Source organism: Aquimarina algiphila, from assembly GCF_007489275.1.
Lineage (GTDB): Bacteria > Bacteroidota > Bacteroidia > Flavobacteriales > Flavobacteriaceae > Aquimarina > Aquimarina algiphila.
This window is the reverse complement of the sequence record NZ_VLNR01000002.1, coordinates 80,671-103,623: the sequence shown is the minus strand read 5'-3', so window position 1 is coordinate 103,623 and position 22,953 is coordinate 80,671. Positions and strand designations below refer to the sequence as shown.

General features: G+C 35.7%; 17 protein-coding genes. 11 read left to right on the top strand and 6 right to left on the bottom strand.

Annotated features, from left to right (window positions below; all coding sequences use genetic code 11):
- Positions 1-3 precede the first annotated feature (3 nt).
- The 4 genes from FOF46_RS01245 to FOF46_RS01235 form a co-directional block, all read right to left on the bottom strand.
- Positions 4-1,449, bottom strand: coding sequence for an SEL1-like repeat protein (locus FOF46_RS01245; protein ID WP_143915208.1), 1,446 nt, complete (start codon positions 1,447-1,449; stop codon positions 4-6).
- A 346-nt stretch (positions 1,450-1,795) separates the two neighbouring features.
- The gene (locus FOF46_RS31285) at positions 1,796-1,972 is read right to left on the bottom strand and encodes a hypothetical protein (RefSeq protein WP_167571718.1); all 177 of its coding nucleotides are present in this window, start codon (positions 1,970-1,972) and stop codon (positions 1,796-1,798) included.
- A 109-nt stretch (positions 1,973-2,081) separates the two neighbouring features.
- Positions 2,082-2,312 (bottom strand): hypothetical protein, encoded by a 231-nt coding sequence (locus FOF46_RS01240; RefSeq protein WP_143915207.1) that lies wholly within the window; start codon positions 2,310-2,312, stop codon positions 2,082-2,084.
- A gap of 135 nt (positions 2,313-2,447) precedes the next feature.
- Complete coding sequence (locus tag FOF46_RS01235) at positions 2,448-2,726, bottom strand: hypothetical protein (RefSeq protein ID WP_143915206.1); 279 nt, start codon at positions 2,724-2,726, stop codon at positions 2,448-2,450.
- A gap of 151 nt (positions 2,727-2,877) precedes the next feature.
- Between FOF46_RS01235 and FOF46_RS01230 the strand changes: the two genes are divergently transcribed.
- Complete coding sequence (locus FOF46_RS01230; protein ID WP_143915205.1) at positions 2,878-3,330, top strand: hypothetical protein; 453 nt, start codon at positions 2,878-2,880, stop codon at positions 3,328-3,330.
- Between the two features lie 4 nt (positions 3,331-3,334).
- Here the strand turns inward: FOF46_RS01230 and FOF46_RS01225 are convergent, their stop codons facing one another.
- Positions 3,335-3,517: a hypothetical protein gene (locus tag FOF46_RS01225; protein ID WP_143915204.1), complete on the bottom strand. Its 183-nt coding sequence runs from the start codon at positions 3,515-3,517 to the stop codon at positions 3,335-3,337.
- A 26-nt stretch (positions 3,518-3,543) separates the two neighbouring features.
- Positions 3,544-4,179, bottom strand: a complete 636-nt coding sequence (locus FOF46_RS01220; protein ID WP_143915203.1) for a hypothetical protein — start codon at positions 4,177-4,179, stop codon at positions 3,544-3,546.
- Between the two features lie 542 nt (positions 4,180-4,721).
- Here FOF46_RS01220 and FOF46_RS01215 point away from each other — a divergent pair.
- The 10 genes from FOF46_RS01215 to FOF46_RS01170 all read left to right on the top strand — a co-directional run bounded on the left by FOF46_RS01215 (position 4,722) and on the right by FOF46_RS01170 (position 22,757).
- Entirely contained in the window at positions 4,722-5,942 is a 1,221-nt protein-coding gene (locus FOF46_RS01215) for a hypothetical protein (RefSeq protein WP_143915202.1), read from the top strand.
- Between the two features lie 12 nt (positions 5,943-5,954).
- The gene (locus tag FOF46_RS01210) at positions 5,955-7,280 is read left to right on the top strand and encodes a hypothetical protein (RefSeq protein WP_143915201.1); all 1,326 of its coding nucleotides are present in this window, start codon (positions 5,955-5,957) and stop codon (positions 7,278-7,280) included.
- A 51-nt stretch (positions 7,281-7,331) separates the two neighbouring features.
- The gene (locus FOF46_RS01205; RefSeq protein ID WP_143915200.1) at positions 7,332-8,129 is read left to right on the top strand and encodes a hypothetical protein; all 798 of its coding nucleotides are present in this window, start codon (positions 7,332-7,334) and stop codon (positions 8,127-8,129) included.
- Positions 8,130-8,318: 189 nt separating this feature from the next.
- Positions 8,319-8,933 (top strand): hypothetical protein, encoded by a 615-nt coding sequence (locus tag FOF46_RS01200; RefSeq protein ID WP_143915199.1) that lies wholly within the window; start codon positions 8,319-8,321, stop codon positions 8,931-8,933.
- A 2-nt stretch (positions 8,934-8,935) separates the two neighbouring features.
- Complete coding sequence (locus FOF46_RS01195) at positions 8,936-9,811, top strand: hypothetical protein (RefSeq protein ID WP_143915198.1); 876 nt, start codon at positions 8,936-8,938, stop codon at positions 9,809-9,811.
- A complete protein-coding gene (locus tag FOF46_RS01190) occupies positions 9,808-13,872 on the top strand; it encodes a hypothetical protein (protein WP_143915197.1) in 4,065 nt (1,354 codons plus the stop codon). The genes FOF46_RS01195 and FOF46_RS01190 overlap by 4 nt, the downstream gene beginning before the upstream one ends.
- Positions 13,865-14,257, top strand: coding sequence for a hypothetical protein (locus FOF46_RS01185; RefSeq protein WP_143915196.1), 393 nt, complete (start codon positions 13,865-13,867; stop codon positions 14,255-14,257). The genes FOF46_RS01190 and FOF46_RS01185 overlap by 8 nt, the downstream gene beginning before the upstream one ends.
- 2 nt (positions 14,258-14,259) lie before the next feature.
- Positions 14,260-14,916, top strand: coding sequence for a hypothetical protein (locus FOF46_RS01180; protein WP_143915195.1), 657 nt, complete (start codon positions 14,260-14,262; stop codon positions 14,914-14,916).
- Between the two features lie 18 nt (positions 14,917-14,934).
- Positions 14,935-16,434, top strand: a complete 1,500-nt coding sequence (locus tag FOF46_RS01175) for a hypothetical protein (protein WP_143915194.1) — start codon at positions 14,935-14,937, stop codon at positions 16,432-16,434.
- Positions 16,434-22,757: a hypothetical protein gene (locus FOF46_RS01170; protein ID WP_143915193.1), complete on the top strand. Its 6,324-nt coding sequence runs from the start codon at positions 16,434-16,436 to the stop codon at positions 22,755-22,757. The genes FOF46_RS01175 and FOF46_RS01170 overlap by 1 nt, the downstream gene beginning before the upstream one ends.
- Positions 22,758-22,953 lie beyond the last annotated feature (196 nt).

Genomic DNA, 22,953 nt, shown 5'->3' with positions numbered 1-22,953 from the left:
GTTTTATTGTTTAACAACTTGTTTAGTGTCTACAGCTCTGCCATTTATAAAAAGCCTCACGTAATAAACTCCTGAAGGATAGAAGAGTAGGTCGTCAAACGAATGTTGAAAATCTCCTGTTTTAGTGTTTATTTTTGAAACTGCAAGTTCTCTCGCTCCTTGATCTAAAACTAAATATGAGTCCGCTATTTCCGGTTTTGAATAATGAACCGTAATTCTACCTCTTGTTGGATTAGGTGAAACACTTGTGATTTCTGCAACTGCGGGAGGTGTTGGTGGTGTCGGTACTTCTGGTTCTTTATCTACTGCATCGAGGAATAAGAATATAGGTGGTGCGGGTTCGTCATCGTACTCTACAATAGAGGCGTGTAAACGTCCCACTTCTTTGGCTTCACTTGGTTCTGTAGGTGTGCTTTTAACGTAACTCAAGTCTATTCCTCCAAGTTTAAGCGTTACAAAATCCCTGTCTGGATTTGTTCTGTATAATTCCTCAATAGGAAAAGTAAGATTTTCTAATTGTAGGCTTCCTGAATTAATTTTTAATGCACCTGTCTTAGTTGTTGTTCCTATGGTTATAGAGTATCTGGGATAGTATGATTCTCTATCTAAGATTTTTAATTTGAACTCGTTTATTACTCTGGTTGGTGTTTGTTTTTTCCAGTCCATTTCAACTAACTTCCCTGTGTACTCATTTTTTAAGTCGGTGCTAGTGTCGTAAGCTGTTCCTGTAGGATTGTTATACAATGGGTTATCCATGTTTTTTATAACAAAATCCTCTATACTTGACAGGGAAGAGGGTTCAACGTATTGGTTTCTTAAATAATGAGCCAATGTATTGCTTTCAGGGGTATTCAACGCATTAAGAGCGTTAATTGCTTGTGGTTTGTTTGCTGAAATGCCATAGCCAAAATATCGCATAACATAAAACCAAAGTTCAGCCATTGGTTCATCTCCAGATTGAAACCAATCTTGTGCGCCTGAATAGTCTTGTCTTGCCTCTCCAAGACCTTTCATTTGAAAATAACCTAATGCATACGTAGAAAACGAATCGCCATCTCCTGCGGCTCTATCAAACCACTTATATGATTCAGTTAAATTCACGTCTGTTCCTATTCCTTTTTTATACAACATAGCAAGTTTTCCAAACGCGGAAGTATCTCCACTTTCAGCCCTTTGCTTAATAGTTGTAAAAGAAAGTTTTTGTTGCCCTTCACTTGGGTTAATTGAAAGATTAAGGACTGCAATAGTGTATTGCGCCTCTTCGTTTCCGTTGTTAGCGCATTGAATAATGCTTTCCTTTAAATCTTTTTTGTGCTCTGTTGTTAGGAATTCTAAAACAGGTAAATAATCTTTGGCGACTGCGACTTTTTCAGTACAGTCCTGCGCAAAAGAAGTCTGCGCATAGGTCAGGGCAATGCATAGCAAGCCCCATACAAATGATTTGTTCATTTTGAGTCAATTTAATGGTTACTATTTATGTTAAAAAATATCAAGCCCGAAGTAATATATTGGGTTTGATAAAGTAGAAAAGCCTTAGAGTTTAAAACAATAATTACAGCGCTATAATTTAATTGTCTTAAAAGGGGTATTATGCGATTCTACTTAGGGGTAATTTGGTATTGTTTCATAGGTTTGGTTTTTAGGTTATTAAACACAAGTTGTTTTTCATTGTAAAAGTAAAACAACTTTAAATAAAATCCTTACAGATATCTGTAACGCTTTTTAAAACGAACAATCTGGAAATGTCCTTTTATACCAAAATGCATAAGTAGGTTTTATGAAATTTAGAGTTCGGTTAAGACTCTGGGGGCTTACTAGTATTATGTTTTATATATATGTTAATATAAATTTTTATGGCTTCTGGATTATCGTTTAAAAGCTGATACATAAATTCGCCTATATCTATGTTTAAATCCTTTAAGTTGGCAAAAAGAAACTCTGGAGGTATTTCGTCTAAATGGTCTGGTAGCATATAAGAGTTAAATTAAAAAGGACACAGGAGCAATTAAATTGGGGTTATACACAAACTCACTTATGTAGGTATTACTCCTGCCTTCCTTTATAAGATTATATAATAGGATTTATTGGTTTTTTTTAGAGTGCTCAACTCTTTTAAAAAAGTCATTAAATTCTTTCATTAATTTTCTTAACTCTATAATGTCCTCGTTGGTTATCTTCCTGCCATATTTTAAGTGTTTTTGTAAAATTCCTTTAGATATATTTACTTCTCGTTCAAGCGCATTTTTATTAAACAAGTGACCAAAGGTATTTAGCCAGCTTTCTACTCGCTGTCTTGTATTTAATCTGTTCATATCCTATATGTATATCAAGTTCTATAGAAGTATGTATACTAGATGTGAGTGTATAGTATATTCAATACTTCAAAAATGATATGACGATTGTTTTTGTCGTTAAGCCGTGAGTAGCTTTATGATAGGATTATTATATCAAGTTCTAAATTTTAAGGTAGGTGTTAATCCCATATAGTATAATACTCCTGACTGTACTATATTTTTTGCAACCTTATTAGTAGGGGTGTTTTGTTCCGAACACTCCTTAATCCAGTTTCTTAATAAAAGCGCATAGGTTTTATGGTTTCTTACACATTCTTCAAAATGATTAGGGTCGATACGCAAAAGATCAAAAATATCATTCTCGTATGACATGGTTGAAGTGTAAAAAGGAGATAATACCCGATTTTTATTGTATATTTCTTTTTTTAGCATAACTCTTTAGTTAAATTTGTTAGTAGATACTGTTAAATATGAGTAATAAATTACGGTTTAACCGTAATATGTTGTATGTTTGTTATAATATATTGGTTAATATACCAAATATAAGCAAAATAATCTGTTTATACTATAAAAAGAACAAAAAATGTCGTCTATAAAGAAAAGGATGCTTGAGTATATTGCCGCCAAGGGTATAACAAAATACAAGTTTTACAAAGAGACTGGTATTACTAGGGGCGTATTGGATAGTAAGAGCGGTATAACAGAAGATAACATATTAAAATTTATATCATATTACCCTGATGTAAATCTTAACTGGCTTATAAAAGGTGAACTAAAAGTTTCTGATTCTACGACGATCAGTAAGCCAAAAGAAGTAATACTACAAGAAAATGATGTCGACGAAAAATTAAAGGATAAATTAATTCGTTTAATAACTGTTGATGAAGAGATACAGAGCGCATTTAAGTATATAATTGGTAAAGAGATCAATACGTTTGCTTCTCAAAAATTACTAGAACTCATAAAAGATGATAAATTTTATGACATAATTTCTAGTTATCTTACAGGTCTAAAGGAAAACAACGATGTTTCTTGATTTCTCATTCTTTTTTCTTTTTCGATTTAAAAATTTGTTCTTCTGAAAGTTTTGCTAGTTTTTTTATTTCTTCATAGTTGCTACCTTTCGAAGTTAACCTCTTAATTTCAACTTCAATAAACCATTGAAGGGTTTCAGATTCTTCAAATTCACGTTTTAGTTTTCTAAGAAGTTCTTTTCTTGACAAGTTATTTTGATTATTCTTGCTCGCCATTAATTCAGGTCTTTTTTAATTTCTGTAATTGTTTCTTTTAAATTGTCGCCAGTTACATCAACCATTGTTTTATAGGTAACTAAGTCTTCATTATCATCTGGCATTATATTAGCAATATCATTAACTGTTTTTATTCGTAAATCTAGATTAGGAATTTTGTTTGATATCTCTAATAGTCTCTTCGTACTGGTGGATATATATCTAAGAAATTTATTCATACAAAAACCAAATGAGCAAGCAATTAAGATTATCATACCATAGTATACTATTGGTGGAAAATCCGCTTTAGCCCAAAATGTCCATACGATATAGTAGAAAGAGACTGAAAGAAAAATAAAAGCAATACTCCTGACTGCTTGATTTATTTTTTTGATTCCAATAAAGTTGGAAATATAGGATAGTATAATTGAACTAATTAAAAGTGTGACGGGCAAACCAATTGCATAGAAAAACATTCTTGCATTTCTAAATCCAAAAAGTTCTATTTTAGATTCTTTTGAACATAAAATATGTAAAAAAGGTGCAATAGCAGCTACTATTGCACCTATAGTAAGTATAATTATTATAATATTAGTTTCCCCTGTCGTCTGGGTGTTGTAGTTCGTCTTTGTCAATTTGGAATGTATCTTGTTCATTTATTCCTATTTCTTCATTTAGAGATTCAGATTCACAGCTTGTTAAAATAGTGATGGTTAAAAATAGGAAAATAGCTTTTAAATAAATTGGCAAATTTCTCATAGTTTAAATTTTTAAAATTTAAGGATTCTTTATGTTTCATATTCAATACTTCCAAAGCATTGATTTACAAGCAAAACTATAGAAATATTTCTGTAAAAACACCATAGTATTTCTCCTATTTTAGGTGTAATTTCGCCGATTTTTTTGGCAAATTTGGTGGTTTTTTCCACATTTTTAACAAAATATTAACCTGCAAAACGTCAGATTTCAGTTTTTTGAAATGAATAATTAAAAAAATAAATTGTTAAATGTCTGTAATACAATAAATTAAAATGCAAAAAACCCTCATTTTTTGTAAGGTTATACCGTAATTTTCTTTACGGAAAACCATAATTCATTTTGATCACCCGATACCTTTATGTATATAAGAATAATCTATGAGTATTTGAATTACAATAGATTTTATCTATATTTGTAAGACATTATATAAGATAAACTTATGGCTATTGGAGTATCATATGATTTTGATAAAATGGAAACTGGAGATTTTGACGGGGTAATTACTCCTGAAAAAGTTGCAGACACACCACAATCAGAGCCGACTAATGAGTCAGAGCCAACACCTCCACCAACGCCAGAACCACAGCAAGAAGAAACTCCAACACCTGAACCACAGGCAGAACCAGAGCAAAAACCAGAACAAGAAAACAACGATGTAGGAAGTCCTACGCCTGTAGTAGATAAAGAAGCCGAAATATTAAACTTCCTAAACAAAAAAAGCAACACCTCTTTTAAAACAATTGAAGAGTACAACCAATCTTTAACAAAAGAAATTGAAAAAGAAGTTGTAAAGGAAGTGCAACCCGAATATGACGAAGAGACACAGAAGTTTTTAAACTTCAAAAAGGAAACTGGTCGCGGGATGCAGGATTGGATCAAACTAAATGAAAATCACGATAATAAAAGTGATATGCAATTAGCCTTTGATAAGATCAAAAATGATAATAAAGGCATCAATCTAAACACAGAAGATTTAAGAATATTATTATCTCAAGAACTTGGGGTTGATACAGAAGACCTTGACGACTTAGAACATAAAGATAAACTACGTTTAAAAGTACTTGCGAATACTTTTAAGAATGAATTAAAAGCAGAGCAAGAAAAATACCTTACTCCTTTAGAGAAAACTGAAAAACCTACTGAAAAATCTCAACCGAATGGTGAGACTATTACTATTGGTGGTCAGCAAATTTCTAAGGAAGAACATCAAAAACTAAGAGAAGAGTATCTACAATCAAGCAGCCAAGCGGTTAGTGAATTAAAGGGAGTGGAAATTGATTTAGTAATATCCGATGCAACAGGTAATAAGACACATAAACTTAACTATGATTTTACCGATCCAGACAAACAAGAAATGTTGGCAGGGTCAAATGACTTAGATAAGTTGCTGTTACCATACATAAACGAAGAGGGAGGATTAAAACACAAAGAACTTAATCAGGCTTTGTTTTTTGGGAATCCGAAAAATTGGGAAAAAGTACAAAAAAGCATGGTTCAACAAGCCTATAGTTTAGGTGTGAATAGTGTATTAAAAGAAGAACGAAACATCGATTTTACAACCAATCCAAAACCAACAGAGCCAAAAGCGAAGAATGGTTACGGAGAGGTGGGAGTTCGTCCAAGTGGCGGGTTCTCTGTTAAATTTCCATTTAACCCGTAAAATTAAAACACGATGGCATTATTACCAAATCCGGGTGTCGTAACGTCTCCTAGTGGAGTCTTGCGTACATCCTTCAATTATATATCGCAATATGATTATGCGACACAATACGAACCAAACAAAGTTTTGGGTTTGCACCCACGATACGGTAACGGTTTAATTACTGGTTTCTGTAAAATCGTTGGAGCAGAAAAAGCCTATAACTCTGATGTTGTATTACACGGTGAGCAATCCCGTTTAATGAATTTTTTAACCGATGTTACTGTAGCAGGAAGTACGTTTACTACTTCTGGTGGAGCAGCAAGTAACATAAGGGTGAATGACGCTATTTTAATCTCTGATGGAACAACCGAAGCACAAGGGGTTGTAACAGCCGTAAATAGTACTTCGGAATTTGTTGTTGCCAACAGAGAGGCAGGAGCGTTTTCTTTTACTGGAAACGTAAACATTTCTATTTTCTCAAGTGAGTGGGGAAAAGGGACAGCAGGGTTTACCCAAGGGTATACTTACGATCCAGACATTTATACGAACTACACACACATAATCAAAGAATTCTACGATGTTGCGGAGAGTGACATGGCTCATGCCACGTGGCTTTCTACCCCTGAAGGGCAAGATATGTGGTATAGTTACGAACTGGAACGTAACCGTATTAAATTCCAGAACAAACAAGAATTAACGCACATCTTTAGTAAAAGAGCAGAGTCAGGTTCAGCAGCAGACACCGCAGGATTAGGCGGGATGAATGGTATTGTTCCGATTGTAGAGGAACGAGGAAATGTAGGAAATGACTACATAAGAACCCTTGACGAAATCGATGCATATACTAAGCGTATTAGAAGACAAGGCGACGCGACTTCATATACAGGATGGTGTGACCAAGACCAAAGAATCCTAATGAGTAACATCTTAGGAGCAGTAAATAGATATGCTGATACTGGCGCAAACTACGGGGTGTTTAACAACTCCAAAGACCTTGCGATTCATTTAGACTTTGAATCTTTTAGCCGAAACGGTATTTCTTTCCACTTAACAGATTGGAAACTATTAAATGATCCTACAGTTATGGGGGGCGCAAACTTCCTGCAAACTAACGTAGCCGCATTATTTGTGCCTGCGGGAGAAAGAGAAGTTACCAACGAGACAGGATCGAAAGAAGCAGCGCCATATATCTGTATTAGATACAGACAACAAGGGGACGTAAACAGACAAATCCGAACTAAAATATTTGGATTACCTGGTACTGAAATCAGAGAGGACAAAATGGAAGTTCAATATATCTCTGAACAAACAAACCAAGTTGTTGGGGCTAATGAATTTATCGTAGTAAAACGATAAGCAACACACAAAGGGGAAACTTTAAACCCTTCCCCTTTTTAATATATAAACATGGAAAATGAAGCAGTAAGATATTATGTTTTAAAAAGCAAAAAACAACCTATTAGTTGGCAGCTTAGAACAAATAATGTTTTTAAAAATCGAATTGTAGACGGTAAAAGCATTGGGTTACGTCAAATGATTTATGTTATGGGGGGACACTCTATTTGGAAAGAAGATTACCCAAAAGAGATCGAGCCAAAAGTAAAACAGTTGTGGTTTGAAGAGGGCAAACTAAGCGTAAACAAAAGCGACTCAATACTTATAGAGTATTTAGAAAATCATCCCGAATACAACACAGTTTTTAAACTTGATGATCCAGAAGCGGAAGCAGTGGCAGAGTTAGCAGCATTAGAAAAAGTTGACGAAGTTAAGACGCTTTTAGGAGAATTAGAAGATTATTCTGCGTTAGCACAAGCCTTGACAAGCAGTACGGTAAATGCAGCATATTTTACACCTTCCAAGAAAAAACTAATCTGTTATAAACAAGCGCAAAAAGACCCTGACAGGGTATTAAAAGCTTTGCGTGATCCTAAAACAGAAACAGCATATTACGTGATGCTTGCTTTTAGTAATAACATTCTCTCTGTAGACCCAAGTAAAACAAATGTTGTTTGGGGAGATACGCGGGAAATTGTTATGCCTATCACACTAGGTAAAAAACAAGTAGCCACGGTTGTTGATTACATCGTTGACGATAAAGGCAATGATCTTTTTCTTGAGATCAATAAGAGAATTCAAAGACTCTCTACTGCGTCAAGACCCGTAAGAAGCAAAGCAAAAAAGACAGTGAGCCGTAAAACAGCTTAGAAGATTAAAATTGACTGGTTTCGATTTTTTGTTTTTCCCTTAAAACCCCTGTGATAAGGGGGTTTTTTTGATTGATAATAATTACTGATTATGATAGATAATATTTATAAAACTATACTGGTAATTTCTAACAATGAGTTGAGGGGAAATGTTACGCCTCAAGAATATAATATTGCCTTATATAATGCAATGTTAGAGAGGTACGAAGAATACTTTTTTGAACTTAATAGATTATTAACCCGATCTAATAGAGGGCTTACTAATACTGACTTTGCAGACGTACCGGACTATTTAAGGGAAAAGATACAATACTATTTGTCCGAACAGGAAATAACAACTTTAGACGGGGTATATACCCTACCTGAAAACCTTAGATATCTTGACGGTGTTTTCTTAGAAGAGATTGAGATAGAAAGCGCAAAAAACAGCCGAATATTTTATCTGGTCAAAAATCAAACAGACATAATACCGGACAGATCCTGCCCTGTTTATTTAAGAAAGGGAAATAACTTACAGATACTACCCGACTTGTTAGACCCAATAAACAGTACTTACGATCCCTTAAAGGTTTGTTTTCTAAGAAGTCCCTTAGTGCCAAAATGGACGTATACCATAGTTAATAACTCTGAATTATATAATCCTAGTGCGTCCGATTTTCAGGATGTAGATATGCATCCAAGCGAAGAGGAAGCCTTAATAAGAAGAGTACTCGTAAAACTAGGCATCAACCTGAAAGAACCTGACCTAACGGCTTATATGGCGGCAGAAGAAAACCAAAAATATCAACAAGAAAATGCCTCATAATTATGCAAACAGGACAAGAATATTATAGCGACCCAAATAATTACGGATCGTATCAGTTTTTCCCATTAACAGAGGTGTTAGATTCTTTGGTTTTAGAGTCACAAGCGGACACCGATAGTTATTTAAAAAATGTAGATCGGTTTTTGCTAAAGAAGTATGCAGTTGCAGGACTTCGAGATATGGCTTTTAGTGGTCAGGGTGATGTTATAGAACTAGAGATTAACATAGGTGATGATTTGCAATTCATATTACCTCAAGACTACGTGGATTATTTAAAGGTATCTGTAATTAGTGAAGATTTTCACCTTGAAACATTAGACTACAATCCAAGTATACACATGGGAAAAGCATACTTACAAGACCATGAATACGATATTATTTTTGATAGTGAAGGTGCGCCCATAAACGTAGACGGAAATAACACTTTTAGGAGAGGGCATAAAATTTATGAATTTGGAAATAGATATGCGGAATATTTAAGACACGATCATTACGCCCATGATTATAATATAAATGCGGACACCTCAAAGTTTACTCGTCATGGGGAATTTGACATTGACCAACGACGAGGGGTTATCTCTTTTAGCAGCAACCTTGCCGGAAGGGATATTGTTTTACAATACCTATCTGACGGGCTTAATGAAAAAGCAGTAAAAAACCAACCAATTACAATACACAAGTACTACAAAGAACCCTTAGAAAATTACATTTATTATGCAGCGATTAGGCGAAAAAGAAATGTACCATATAACGAAAAGGAAAGAGCAAAAAGAGAATACAAAACCAACAAGCATATAGCAAAAGTACTAATGTTGAACCTAGACCCTCAAAGAATAATGAGAGTAATGAGGTCAGCCTTTAAACCTGTTAAAACATGATGCAGAGACTAGAACGTGTATTTGTTCAGGGTAAAATGAACCAAGATGTAGACGAACGTTTATTGCCTAATGGTCAATATCGTAAAGCTACCAATATACGTGTTGGTAATTCTGAAGGTTCAGACGTTGGGGCAATAGAAAATGTTTTAGGAAATCTCCAGCTCATTAACTTGAATTTAGTAAACGGTAGGTCTATAGGCGGGACTAAGGATGATGTAAATGAAAAAATCTATTGGGTTGTTGTATCTGACACTCTTGAGGGGATTGTAGAATACGATTTAAAGACCAATAGTTCTCGGTATGTCTTAGAAGACTCCCCCAACAACATTTTGAGGTTTAACAACGGCAAAAGAATAAACAACATGGATATTGTTTTTGCTGATGAAAACATAGGAAATCTTTTGTTTTGGGTTCAGGAAGGTCTTCCCCCTAGAATGATAAATATAGAAAGAGCAAAAGGTTATAGTAGAAGCGGCTTTATTGAAGATGATATTTCAGTGATTAAAAAACCGCCACGTTTTGCGCCTAGAGTAACCTTAACCTTTACCGATACGTCAGAAGAAAATTACTTTGAAGATCGATTTTTCAAATTCGCATATCGCTATAAATACTTAGATGAAATGTATTCTGCAATTTCATTCTTTAGCGAAACCCCTTTTCTTCCTAGTAGATCAAGAATAAACTATGACACCTTAGAAAATGAAGGGATGTTAAACGCTTTTAATGCGGTTGAGATCACCATTAATACGGGAAGTGAAAGAGTTGTTGGTGTTGAAATCTTGTATAAAGAAGATGAGAGTAATACTGTATACATCATAGAGTCTTTTGACAAGGCTTTAGAGGGATGGGGAAATAATACAGAGCAAAGTTTTGTTTTCGCAAATAACAAGACCTATGCCGCCCTTCCATCTCAAGAACTTGGGCGATTATTTGATAATATTCCCGTTGAAGCAATGGGACAGGAACTACTAGGGAACAGGATAGGGTATTATAATTATTACGAAGGGTACGAGTTAAACGATAGCGGAGGTCAAAAAATAAAGATGGATTACAGCCTTAATATAGTGTCAAAAGACCTATCGGGCAACCTTATACCTGTTTCTACTTCAGCACATACATATGGAGTTGGGGGAAGTCCAACTATTCAAAACGCAAAAATACGGTACAACCTTGTTGGGGTTCAGTTAAAAGAGAAAAGAGTATTGGCTTTTGAGGTTAAAAACGAAGAAGACACAAACGCTGCAAGCCGTTTTGATGATTTCTTTCAGTTCATTTTAAATAAAAACTACGCCAATATTCCTGCTCTTGTAAATAGTGTGGAGTTTACAAACTTTATAACAACAATATGGACGAACAGGTTTAGGTTAAATTACATAGATGAAGACCCGCCTGCAAATAGCACGGTTAAAAGTATTTCTGATTTTGTAATTACAGAGGTAGATACTACAGGCTTTAGTGTGATAGCCCCATATGTTATATATGAGGTAGATAACACCCCTCTTGATCCTAACGATAGTGATTTTAGTGATGTATATTCGTTTTGGAACTTTATTCAAAGTAGTAGCCGAGCGTTCTATGGGCTTTCTACAGTTTCTCCAACAGTAAAGACAAATAGGGACTACGAAATTGCCGTGGTGTACTATGACGATGCAAATAGGTCAACCACAGCCCTAACCTCTAAAACAAATACAGTTTACGTTCCTCACCGTCTAGCAGAAAAACAAAACCAAATAGAAGTTACACTAAATCATAAGCCGCCTAGTTGGGCTACAAAATATAAGTTCGTTATTAAACAAAATAGTTTTGATTATGATGTTGTTTACGTAAACAAGTTTTATGAAGAAGGTCTGTTTAGATGGCTTAAGATAGAAGGGGCAAATGTCAATAAAGTAAAAGAAGGGGATCGACTTATTATTAAATCTGATCTTGACGGTTTTGTTGATGAACTTTCTAAGTTTAGGATTATAGAGCTAGTTACAAAAGAAACCGATTTTATTGCAGATAATACAGACGAAAACGATAATGCTATTATAGAAGAACCCGGCTTATATGCAAAAATAAAACCTGTAAATGTTAATATAAATTATAATCAAAATTTATTCTTTCAATACGACCAAGGAAGGAAAGTTAGTTCAGGTCGACCTACCGTTTATATGGGGTTTTCGCAAAGGACTTTAGTAGGGTATTTTGATTCTGCTACAAGTAAATATGTGGACTACCAAATAGGCGCAGGATCACGTATTTTATTAAGATTTAGAAACTATGAAAGTGACGGGTATAACGAATTGTACGAAAGGAATTTTATAGCACAAAATACATATGATAATTTTCAGGAATGGTTTGATACTGAAGTTGGAGATTTAGACGGGGCATTGTTTTCTTTTGAATTTTTGAGAGATATTGATTTTCAGGTGATTTTTGGTACACCAATACCTATTGATTCCCCAAATAACGCTTTAATAATGAGGGTTACGGGAAATGAGACAGGGACAAGCACAGAAAGATCAAAATTAAGTTGTCAGATAGAGATTTCTTTAGCACAGGGATCGGTTATTTTTGAAACAGAACCCGATATTATAGAGACTCCTGTTTTTTATGAAACACCAGATACATTTGAAATTATTAACAATCGACACCAAGGAAATGTAAGAAATCAAACCTCTTCTTTGCCTGCGGTATCAGAGTTGACTTTTTTTAACGCTTTTATTCAAGGAAGCGGAGTAGAAAGTTATAAAATAAGAGACGAATTTAACCAGAAAAAACTAGGGATTGATAGTAGACCTAGTGCGGTTTCTACAATAGAATACACCAGAGTATACAGACCTGTTTCTATTACTCATAGCGGTGTCTTTAGTGACTCTACAACTAAAAACGAATTAAACGTTTTTAACCTCTCTTTAGTAAACTTTATTGATTTAGAAAAAAAATACGGGAGTATACAGAAATTGTTTTTTAGAGATGATAATATTCTGGTTATGCAAGAGGATAAATTAGGGCAATTACTGTATCAAAAAGACGCAACTTTTAAAGAGGACGGTTCTTTTGATTTAATTTCTGTTAACAATGTTTTTGGGGCGTACATTGCTTATACAGGCGAGTATGGCATCTCCAAAAACCCTGAAAGTTTTGCTTTTTTTGGCAATAGGGTGTATTGCGTAGATTCTAAAAGAGGATCGCCTTTAAGATTAAGTATTGACGGGGTTAATGAAATTTCGGTTTTCGGGCTTAATGATTTTTTTAAAGATTTATTTAGAAACAATGTTTATGAGATATACCAAGCGGCTTATAACCCTTATTTTGACGAGTATCTTTTGGTTATTACCGATGGAAACGAATACATGACAATAGGGTTTAGTGAAGCACAAAAAGGATGGACGAGCTTTTACAGTTTTGTGCCAGAACTTATGATTAGTATGAACAATCATTTGTACTCTTTTAAAAATGGAGATTTGTATATCCATAACAGTGAAAGCGTACCGCGAAACAATTTTTACGGAACACAATACACCTCTAAAGTTTCGCTCATTTTTAATGAAGCAGCAGCAGACGACAAGATATTTAAAACACTGGTTACACAGTCAAACAGTCCGTGGTCTGCAACATTAAAAACCAACTACACCCAAAGCACGATAACAGTTGACGAGTATTTTAAAAGAGAGAGTAGATATTATGCGTATACCCGTAGAAATGAAGATGTAGAAGACTTTACCGGATTATCCGCTAATGGAATCGGAAACATTGCTAATTTAATTAGCAATCAAGAAATAGAATTTAATGAGATACCATCGTATGTAAGCGTTGGGGATAATTTATACGCAATAGTTGGGGGCGTAAACGCATTGGTTGGAGAGGTGTTAAGCATTTCTGATAATATTATTGGTCTTGCAGCCCCTTCTATTGCGCTTTTAAGTGTAGGATTATATTGTTTTGCTACTAAAAATAGCCGTGTAGAGTCAGGATCAATGCGGGGGTATTATTTAGAGGTAGAATTAGAAAATACAGATACAGAAATGGCTGAATTATTTGCCGTTTCTACAAACACAGTAAAATCATATGTATAAATGGAGATTAGAGACAAGGGACACCTATTATGTAGAATTAGTGAAATGGTGGAAAGCGCACAATTTCCCTGTATTACCCTCTTCGGCTCTACCTAGTAGAATTTTTATAGCATATGATGATAATAAAGATGTATTAGCAATTCCTGTATTTGTTTCAGATGCAGATTTTTGTTACCTCGGATTTATAACAATCAATCCAGAGGCATCCAGAAAAGATCGATTAACGGTTATTCCGTATTTGATGGACGTAGTAAAAACGTGCATGAAATATCAAGGGTATAAACGGTTCATAATTACCTGTAATATCTCTGGATTAATGAAAAGTTTAGAGAAATCGGGGTTTGAATTTTTAGAAAAAACGAATTATTATTTTTTAAACTTATAGTTATGGCAGCAAGTGTTGGAAATGCCGTTGGTGCGGTTGGAGCAATTAAGAAAGGGAAAGAAGGAAAAAGGATGCAAGGTGAAGCACAGGCAGCCATTGATAATTTTGAGTGGCAAGAACTCAACAACCCTTTTAATGACTTGCAAGTAAGTACCAGATCGGCAGATTTACAAAGAGAAGAAAACGCCCGATTTAATGCACAGGCAATGAATATGTTAGGCGGCTCTGGAGCAAGAGGTGTTTTAGGAGGCATTGGAGGCTTAACCCAAAACAGCACAACAATGAACCGTCAAATCGGTGCGAACTTAGACGAGCAACAAAAGGCAATCAACTTTTCAGCCGCACAAGATCAAACCAGAATACGAGGGATGCAGGAAAAAAGACAAGCAGAAGAGTTGCAAGGTTACGGTCAGATGTTAGATGTAGGAAGGTCTATGAGATATCAATCTTATGCTGATCTTATGAACATAGGAAACCAACAATCAGAACACGGCATGAGCCTTATGTCTTCGTTTATGGGCGGTGGTATGTTAGGCGGCATGATGGGCGGCGGTGGCGGCGGCATGATGGGCGGTGGTGGTGGTTCACAATATAATAGTGCCGCAGGAATGGGTAGTGTTATGTCAGGAAATAGATATAGTAATTCTAGATGGGGGTAATATAAAAAAACAAGAAAAATGGCAAAAGCAGGAGGTGGAGGCGCAGCATATCAAAGATTAAGAAGATTAGATGATGGCATTAGTCAGGCAGCCCAATATTGGGGAGGCATTGCCGCACGTAGAAATGACGCAAGAGAAGGGCGAAAAGCAGCTTTAGACGAAAAAAAACGACAAGAAAAAAGAGCCGAAGCAAAAGCAAAAGAGGCTAAACTAGCAAAGATCGAGGGAGGTTTAAAGATGTGGGACACCAAATCTAAAAGCCTTAACGAAATAAACTTTAATGCCCTTTCCAGAGCAAAGCAAGTCTTAGGAGAAACCGCAGTAAAATTAGATGATCCAAATTTAAACCCAGAAGAGAGAAGAAACCTACAGTTAAAATTAGATCAATTAGCAAAATTACCTGAAATGATGCATAGTTTTTCTGACAATGTTACTAAAGAAATAACCGCTTACAATACAGGGGTTGCCAACGGAAAGATTATCAAGGATGAAAATTTTAGTAACAAGCTGCAAACTATGTTCTCGGAAAACAAAGAGGTAGATATGACTATAGATGATACAGGGGAGTTAGTACTTGCTTTTAAAAACGCAGAAAGTGACGGTATTCCTGAATATATTAGTTATTCTGATTGGATGAGTGGAAAGAAAAGACCGACCCCACATAGAGCCTTTAATTTAGCTGAAAAATTAACAGAAGACGCAAAAAACTTTGCAGTACAGGAAAATGTTTCTCAAACAGGTTTTAGAACAAGTAAAGATAGAGACATTAGCGACGATAGACTAAAAGATTATGCGGCTAGTCAACTCTTTGGTGAGGAAGCAGGGGGCTTATCTCAATTTGGGTATTCTTTTGCTAGGCAAAACCTTAGATTATCGGAAGAGGATGTTGAAGTTATTGACGATGAAGAAAGACAAATGTTAACGGATGAATATGCTGAAATGATAAAAGCCACCAAAAACTTGGGAGATGAAAACACAATAGACCAAAGAGGCTTAACAGGACGGATAAATGCAAACGAAAAGAAACGAGCCAATAAAGCCAAAGAGAATAAAGATAAAGTGCCTTTAGGTCAGATTAGATTAAAGACCGATGAAAAAGGCAACCCTTTGAAGTCACCCGGAGCAGAACAGGCAGAAGGACAAGAGCCGGGGGTTTATAACTTTAGTTTAAATATCCCGATAGACATTAAAGAAGTAGGTAAAGGAAAATCAATTGTTAAACAAATATCCCGTGATCCTAATGGTGATATAGAAATGACCATCCAAGAAGAAATATTGGCTGATGAAAAAGGTAAAAAACTAGAAGTTCCACAAACAAGAGAAAGACTTATTCGTGACAAAAACGAAATTAGTGACTATTCAAGACGAATGAGAAAAGAAGGAACAGAGGGTTATTACGATGATCTTGAAGACTTAGACGGGACATTGATGAATTTGGTGGAAAAAAATAAAGAAGAACAACAAGCTAAATCAGCGAAAAAGAATAAAAAAGAAACTGGCAACGATTACGGTATCTAATGGAAGCAGCAACAGACCCAAAATATAGAAAAAAAGTGTACACCGCCTTAAAAGGTGAGTTAGGAGATAGTTTTTCTAAATCCGAACAAGAATTTAATACCGCCTTAGATACACAAGACGGTTATTCTGATAAAGTGTATACTGCCCTAAAGGGAGAATTAGGAGATAGTTTCTCTAAGAGCCAAGAAGAGTTTAATGATCTTATGTTAAAAAAAAAAGACGAGCCAAAACAAGACTCTCCTTCTACTTCTCAAGATCAAAGTTCGGACTCGAATTTCAGACCTCCTATGCTACCCGATTCTTCGGGTACACAACAACAAGGAACTGATCCAGAATTTGCAATGCCGGAGATACCAACCGTATTACTAAATCGTAAAGGTGAAACCGTTCCTGTAGATCAAGATGTAGCAAATCTATACGATCAATATACCGCTTCATTTTCTAAAGGAGAAACACCAGAAGATAGAAAACGTATGCGTGTTGAATACCTTGAAAATTTACCAGAAGATCAAAAATTAAAACTCAATAATTTTGCCGTAGATAACTTTGTGAATTTAGACGTAGAAAATCAAAATTTAGTAAAAGAAAACAAAATCTTAGGGGAAAAAGCAAAAAGCTTAATTCAAAAAGGTCAGCAATATCAAGGGATATACGACAAAAGGAAAGCAGAAAACGGAGAAGTCCCCCAGGAATGGCTAGACAACTGGCAAGGGATAAAAACGGAGTATGACGATATTGTAAAACAGCTAAAAAACAATGTAGTTGAGTTTGATAATAACAGCGACGATTTAGGCTCTTTTCAGGAAGAGATTAGTTACCTAAAACGTAACTACGGTATGCTTGAAAGTTTAACCGATATGGCAACTCTTGGAATGTCTAAAGTGATAAGTGGATTAGGAGAAGCCGCATTTTTATTAGATGACATAATTCCTGATGCCGTACAACCACTTAGAAACGAAAAACTTGTTCAGGAAGCTAGGGAAATGGTAGACGACTTACGAGAAGGAGAAAAACTTTTTGAGCAGACCATTAGACCACAATTAAGCGTTTCAGAGATTGAAGACAAAGGGGATGCCGTAGTCTGGGGACTACAGCAGTTAGCAACGCAACTTCCTAACATTGCCGTTATTGGAGCTACAGGCGGGACAGCCGGATTAGTTACCGTTGGCTCAAGTGCCGCAGGGCAAAAAAGAGGGGAATTAATGGACTCTAATAAAACAGGGGAAACTAATTATTCTAAGTTTCAATTAAATGCCGCAGCCTTGGCTTTTGGAGGAATTGAAGCCGCTAGTGAGCGTATTACCTTTGGGATAGGAAAAAGAATGTTTAAAAGTATTCTAGGTGAAGGATCAAAAGAGTTTGCACAGCAAGGATTTAAACAATTCACAAAAGAATTCGTAACTAAAACAGGATATAATTTTGCAAAAGAGGGTTTTTCAGAAGGGGCAAACCAATTAGCTCAAAACCTTATTGATATTCATTATTTAGATCAAACAGATAAAAGTGTTTGGGACGGAGTGACCGATTCAATGGCAAGTGGAGGTTTTATTGGAGGTGTTGCAATGACAGCCGCACCTATGGCAGTAGGTAAAGGATTACAAACCTTTGGTAATGCTATCACTAAAAAAACGATGGATAATAACATCAAAGAAATTGAGCAACTAAAAAAGGAAAGAGATAGCAATCCAGACTTATCCCCTACGGCTGTTAAAGAGATTGATAAAAAACTAGAGTCCTTAACTAAGGGGAATGTAGAGGTATTAAATGCCGCAATAAATAAAGTTGAATCTATGACCCCTGAAAAAATTCAGGAAGTTTTAGATATCGATAAGCAGATTAGAGAATTAACACAGACAGCACAAGAAATTCAAGAAGATCAATCTATGTCACCACAAACAAAAGAGATTGTTCTAGACAGTAAAAACAAAGAATTCGTTGAGAAGTCAGAGAAAAAAGAACAAATATTAAATGAACCCGTAACACCAAAGACAGATGAAGCAGTCCAAGATCAACAGACAGTCGAGCCAAAAGCACCGACCAATGAGCAAACCCAAGTCCAAGAGCAGCAGCAAACGCAGCCCGAAGTACAACCCCCGAAAGAAATTGTATTAAGTGAGGCGAATAATGCTAAAAAATACACACCTAAACGTGAAGAGGGCGCAGAAATAAGTTTTACCGACAATAACGGAAAACCAGTTTCCAGACCAACACACCGTAAACTTAGAGATAAGTATGCGGAAACTGTGGATTATACGCAGGGAGATATTGCGCCACCTTCACAAAACCAAGATTACTCTATTTCCGTTGCGGAAAACTCTAAGAATCCCGCAGAGATAGCAAGTGTTTTGCAGCAGGTAAATAATAGAGCCTTTTTAGAGGAAAACGTAGGAAACAAAGACCGGATCATTGCTGAAAATATTAGTAAAGTGTCAGGAAAAAGTTTTAACAACTTTGGAGATAAGAACCTACGTACCCGTAGTATCGGTAAAAGTTACTTGAGCGATACAGAGGGCAGACAGCTTGACGACTTGGCGCAAGAAATGAGCGAAGATAGCGGGACAGAGATCACCGAACAGGATATTGTTGACTTTATTGTTAATAACCCTAACGGTGCGCAAGAAGTATATACCAATGTAAGAAAGGAAAAAGTTGATCCATTAAAACAAGCCTTTACAAACCTTACAGGACTACCCGCAACCGATAAATACATACAGAAAGCATTAGAACAGCAAATTGCTAAAAATGAAAACGCTTCTGTTATAGATTATTTAGATACAAATGAAATACTATCTTTGCTAAATGAAAGAGAACAAGCAAACGCAGCCGAAACAACTGGAAACGCCCCTACAGGAGTTGGGAGCAAAAGCGGAACTATTGCGCCAGATGGATCAAGACCCGCAGTTCAAAAAGAAGGTGCTAGACCTAGCCAATCAGAAGCAAGCCAAAGCCAACCAAAAATAAGCGAAGCCAAACCACAGGCTGCCAAAAAAACGGAACAGGCTAACCAAGGTAAAAAACAGGCTAACTCAAAAACGTCAAAGGCTAACCAAGCCAAACCACAGGCAACCGAAGCCGTAGACCTTGCCGAAGCCTTTAAATTAAATCAAGTAGACGCTTTCCTTGCCGAAATGTACAAGAATGTAGATAAGTTCGGAAAAGAAAACTTAGGAATGAATATGTTCGTTCCTTTAGCTAAAGGAACAATCTTAGCAATGCAAGCCGCAGTAAAGACCGCCAAAACTTCTGCGGACATTGTTAGTGCGGGTGTGAACTACATCAAAAGCACTGACTACTACAAAAATCTTGATGCAAAAGATCAAAAAGCCGCAATTGATATTCAAAAGCAACTCTTAGACCCGTTTAAAGTTATACGTCAAGAATCTTTAAAAGAAGGGAAAGCCATAGGAAGAAAACAAGGGTTAGCCCAAGGAAGAAAAGAAAAAGGTAGACTAAAAGAACGTTTCAAAACAGAAAAGACCGATGTTCTAGAAGCCAAAAAAGAAGCGTTAGCCCATATAAAAAGCGTTCTGGATAATCAAAAAATAGGCGTTGCCACTAAAACAAATCTTACAAATCTTAACTCTAAGCTTGCAAAGGCTAATACAATGGCGCAAGTAAATAAGGCATTATTAGCCATTGACTCAGAGTTGTCTTTACTAGGACATAAAGCCGTAGCTAAAGACTTAAAGAAGATGCTTAAAGAGCCTCAAACCTTCTTAAAAACGGAGAACAAAAAGCTTAAAGCCAAAAAAGTATCGGAAGATGTACGAAAAAGATTTGGTAAAATTTTAAAAAACATACAAAAAACCCCCGATGATATTTTGCAGGACATAAGGGATGCAGAGGCAAATACCACTACGGAAAACTTAGATAGCTCTTTAGATTTGATTACAGACCTAAATACGGCATTGCAGATCGTACGGGGTAACGACTTAAATAACCTTACCAAGAAAACACCTAAAGGGACTATTGATTACATAGACACCAAACTAAAAGCAACGGAGTTATTAGAGGATTCTTATAATAACCTTCAAGCCTTATTGCTTGAAGGAAAAGCCAAATTTAACGAAAAGGCTAAAAAAGATCTAGCCGAAAAAACAAAAAACCGTGAAGACACAACGCAAGCGATTTTAAAAGACGAAGCGTTGGTGGACTCTCAAGATGTTTTAACGCAAAGAACAAACAAAAGAGACTACACTAAAAAAGGCTTATCCCCTACAGAAAAGACAGATAAGTTTATGTCTTATATGCTTAACAATGTCGTTGGTAAAACAAAAGGTGTGTTCAATAAAATGGAAGGTTTTAGAGGGCTTATGGCTCAATTGGATTATTCTAAGGATAATAAGTTAAAAAGATTGGCTGATTTAGTGCAATCAGCAAGGAGAAGCAAAGACAAAATGAATCAAGAAGTCTATAAAGAATTATTGGACGGAAAGAAAAAAGTCTTAGGCAAAAACTACAAAAGCATATCTAAGAAATTAAACCAACGAGACAAAAAAAACGACTTAGGTATTTTTAAAGGAAGCATTAAAGATCGCCAAGGGAATACTATTCAAAAAAGTATAAACCTAAATGATAAAACACTCGGTCAGTTTTTGCAATTATATATGTATACAAAGAACCCTACCACTTTAGAAAAACTAAAGAACGATAACGGTTTTAGTGATGCAGCAATAGAAGCGGTTCAAGGGATTATAAATAAGAATCCCGAAATACAGAAATACGGTGATTTTCTGGTGGAAGAATTTTACCCTAATATGTACAAAAAAGTTAACCCAACGTATAAAAAAATGTTTGGGGTAGATATGCCTATAACAGAAATGTATAGCCCTACCGAAGTTTTAGAGAACCAAACAAAAGAAATATCCGTTGATGATGTAGATTTCACAACAGCCTCGGCAATGTCACCCAATGTAATTGCCAGAACAAACCACAGAAAACCGTTAGGGTTTGAGTCTGGAGCAGAAAGCGTGCTATATCGATATGTTAATAACATGATACAGTTCACTACGTTTGAACCCGCAGTACGTCAATTAAGTGATGTTTTTAAAAACGAAAAAGTACGTAGAGCCGTTGTACAAAGACAAGGAAAAGAGTTTATGAAACTCGTAGATCAGCATATCGTTGATATTGCTAACGATGGTGCAAAAGCCAATGATCTATTAACCGCTATCATCAATATTAAAAACAAGGCAGTAACCGCTTCGTTAGCCTTAAACCTACCTTCTGCAATGTCTCAAATAGCGTCATTCCCCGCTTATATGACAGGGGCAGGATTTAGAGCATGGACAGCAGGAACTTTTAGTTCTCCTATAAAGAACTTTAAGACGTATAAAGATATAATGAACACCCCTTTTATGAAGGAGCGTTTAGAGAGGGGCTATAATCGTGATGTTACCGCACAAATGGCTAGGGATTACGAGCAAGTACTATCTAAAAAATCAAATTTAGCATCTAAACTCATGCTCTTAACTCGGTATGGTGATGCTGCGGGAATTATCTTAGGAGGCGTAGGATATGTAAATGCAAAAACAAAACAATACTCTAAAAAACACAGTCCGAAAAAAGCGCGAGAAATGGCGTTGAGGGATTTTGAAAACTTTACAGACAGTACCCAACAATCTAGTTCTATAGAAAACCTTTCAGCCTATCAAAGAAACAAGGCAGGGAACTTGTTTACTACCTATATGAGTTCACAAATACAGTATTTCCAAAAAATAAGGGACTCTGTAAGAAATATACAAAGAGGTAAGGCAACATGGGAGGATGGAAGAAATTTAATTGTTTACGGTGTAGTGCTTCCTGCTTTATTCCCTTTAGTACAAGGGGCGTTGGATTTTGAAGAGGATGATATAGAGGAAGCAATAATAAAAGGAAACCCGTTAAGTGCAACGTTGTGGTCAATGCCTATTATAGCACCGATGGTACAACACGCCTACAACCAATATAAAGAAAAACCGTTTGAATTTAGCCCGTTATCTTTTGGTAGTAAAATAAACAAAGTATATAGCAAGGGCAAAAAGTTTTATAAAACAGAAGACCCCGAACAACTGGTCGATGCATTGGGTATCGGAATAGAAATGCTTACAGGTCTGCCTTACAGCAATGTAAAGAAATTTACGTATCTAAATTACCAGTATGCCACAGGTGAAAAAGAAATGGATGATTTTAGAAATTGGCTCATGTATTCTCGATACAAAACAAACGGGTGGTTAGAAACCACAGAAGATGTTGAAGAGAAAATGGAAAAAGTTAGGGCTAAAGAATCTCAAAAAACCAGAGCCTTAACTAAAGCAGTGAAAGAAAGAAGAGAGGGAAATTAACCCAATGTTTCCCAATACCTGTGAGTGTTATGTTTTTGTACGAAACACACGTATTTTAATAACTATGTTTAAAAAAAACGAATAAAACCGTTGTTATATCAAAAAAATAGTTTAATTTGGTATCCCTCTAAAACACAAGCTTACACATAATTCAGCTTAAGTATTCCCAAAAGCGAATCTCTTGTAAGTTACTATT

Coding starts and splice junctions, on each gene's coding strand:
- FOF46_RS01170 (WP_143915193.1), top strand. CDS start 16,434: ATGGAAGCAGCAACAGACCCAAAATATAGAAAAAAAGTGTACACCGCC.
- FOF46_RS01185 (WP_143915196.1), top strand. CDS start 13,865: ATGTATAAATGGAGATTAGAGACAAGGGACACCTATTATGTAGAATTA.
- FOF46_RS01175 (WP_143915194.1), top strand. CDS start 14,935: ATGGCAAAAGCAGGAGGTGGAGGCGCAGCATATCAAAGATTAAGAAGA.
- FOF46_RS01220 (WP_143915203.1), bottom strand. CDS start 4,179: ATGAACAAGATACATTCCAAATTGACAAAGACGAACTACAACACCCAG.
- FOF46_RS01215 (WP_143915202.1), top strand. CDS start 4,722: ATGGCTATTGGAGTATCATATGATTTTGATAAAATGGAAACTGGAGAT.
- FOF46_RS01245 (WP_143915208.1), bottom strand. CDS start 1,449: ATGAACAAATCATTTGTATGGGGCTTGCTATGCATTGCCCTGACCTAT.
- FOF46_RS31285 (WP_167571718.1), bottom strand. CDS start 1,972: ATGCTACCAGACCATTTAGACGAAATACCTCCAGAGTTTCTTTTTGCC.
- FOF46_RS01210 (WP_143915201.1), top strand. CDS start 5,955: ATGGCATTATTACCAAATCCGGGTGTCGTAACGTCTCCTAGTGGAGTC.
- FOF46_RS01240 (WP_143915207.1), bottom strand. CDS start 2,312: ATGAACAGATTAAATACAAGACAGCGAGTAGAAAGCTGGCTAAATACC.
- FOF46_RS01200 (WP_143915199.1), top strand. CDS start 8,319: ATGTTAGAGAGGTACGAAGAATACTTTTTTGAACTTAATAGATTATTA.
- FOF46_RS01205 (WP_143915200.1), top strand. CDS start 7,332: ATGGAAAATGAAGCAGTAAGATATTATGTTTTAAAAAGCAAAAAACAA.
- FOF46_RS01180 (WP_143915195.1), top strand. CDS start 14,260: ATGGCAGCAAGTGTTGGAAATGCCGTTGGTGCGGTTGGAGCAATTAAG.
- FOF46_RS01230 (WP_143915205.1), top strand. CDS start 2,878: ATGTCGTCTATAAAGAAAAGGATGCTTGAGTATATTGCCGCCAAGGGT.
- FOF46_RS01235 (WP_143915206.1), bottom strand. CDS start 2,726: ATGCTAAAAAAAGAAATATACAATAAAAATCGGGTATTATCTCCTTTT.
- FOF46_RS01190 (WP_143915197.1), top strand. CDS start 9,808: ATGATGCAGAGACTAGAACGTGTATTTGTTCAGGGTAAAATGAACCAA.
- FOF46_RS01195 (WP_143915198.1), top strand. CDS start 8,936: ATGCAAACAGGACAAGAATATTATAGCGACCCAAATAATTACGGATCG.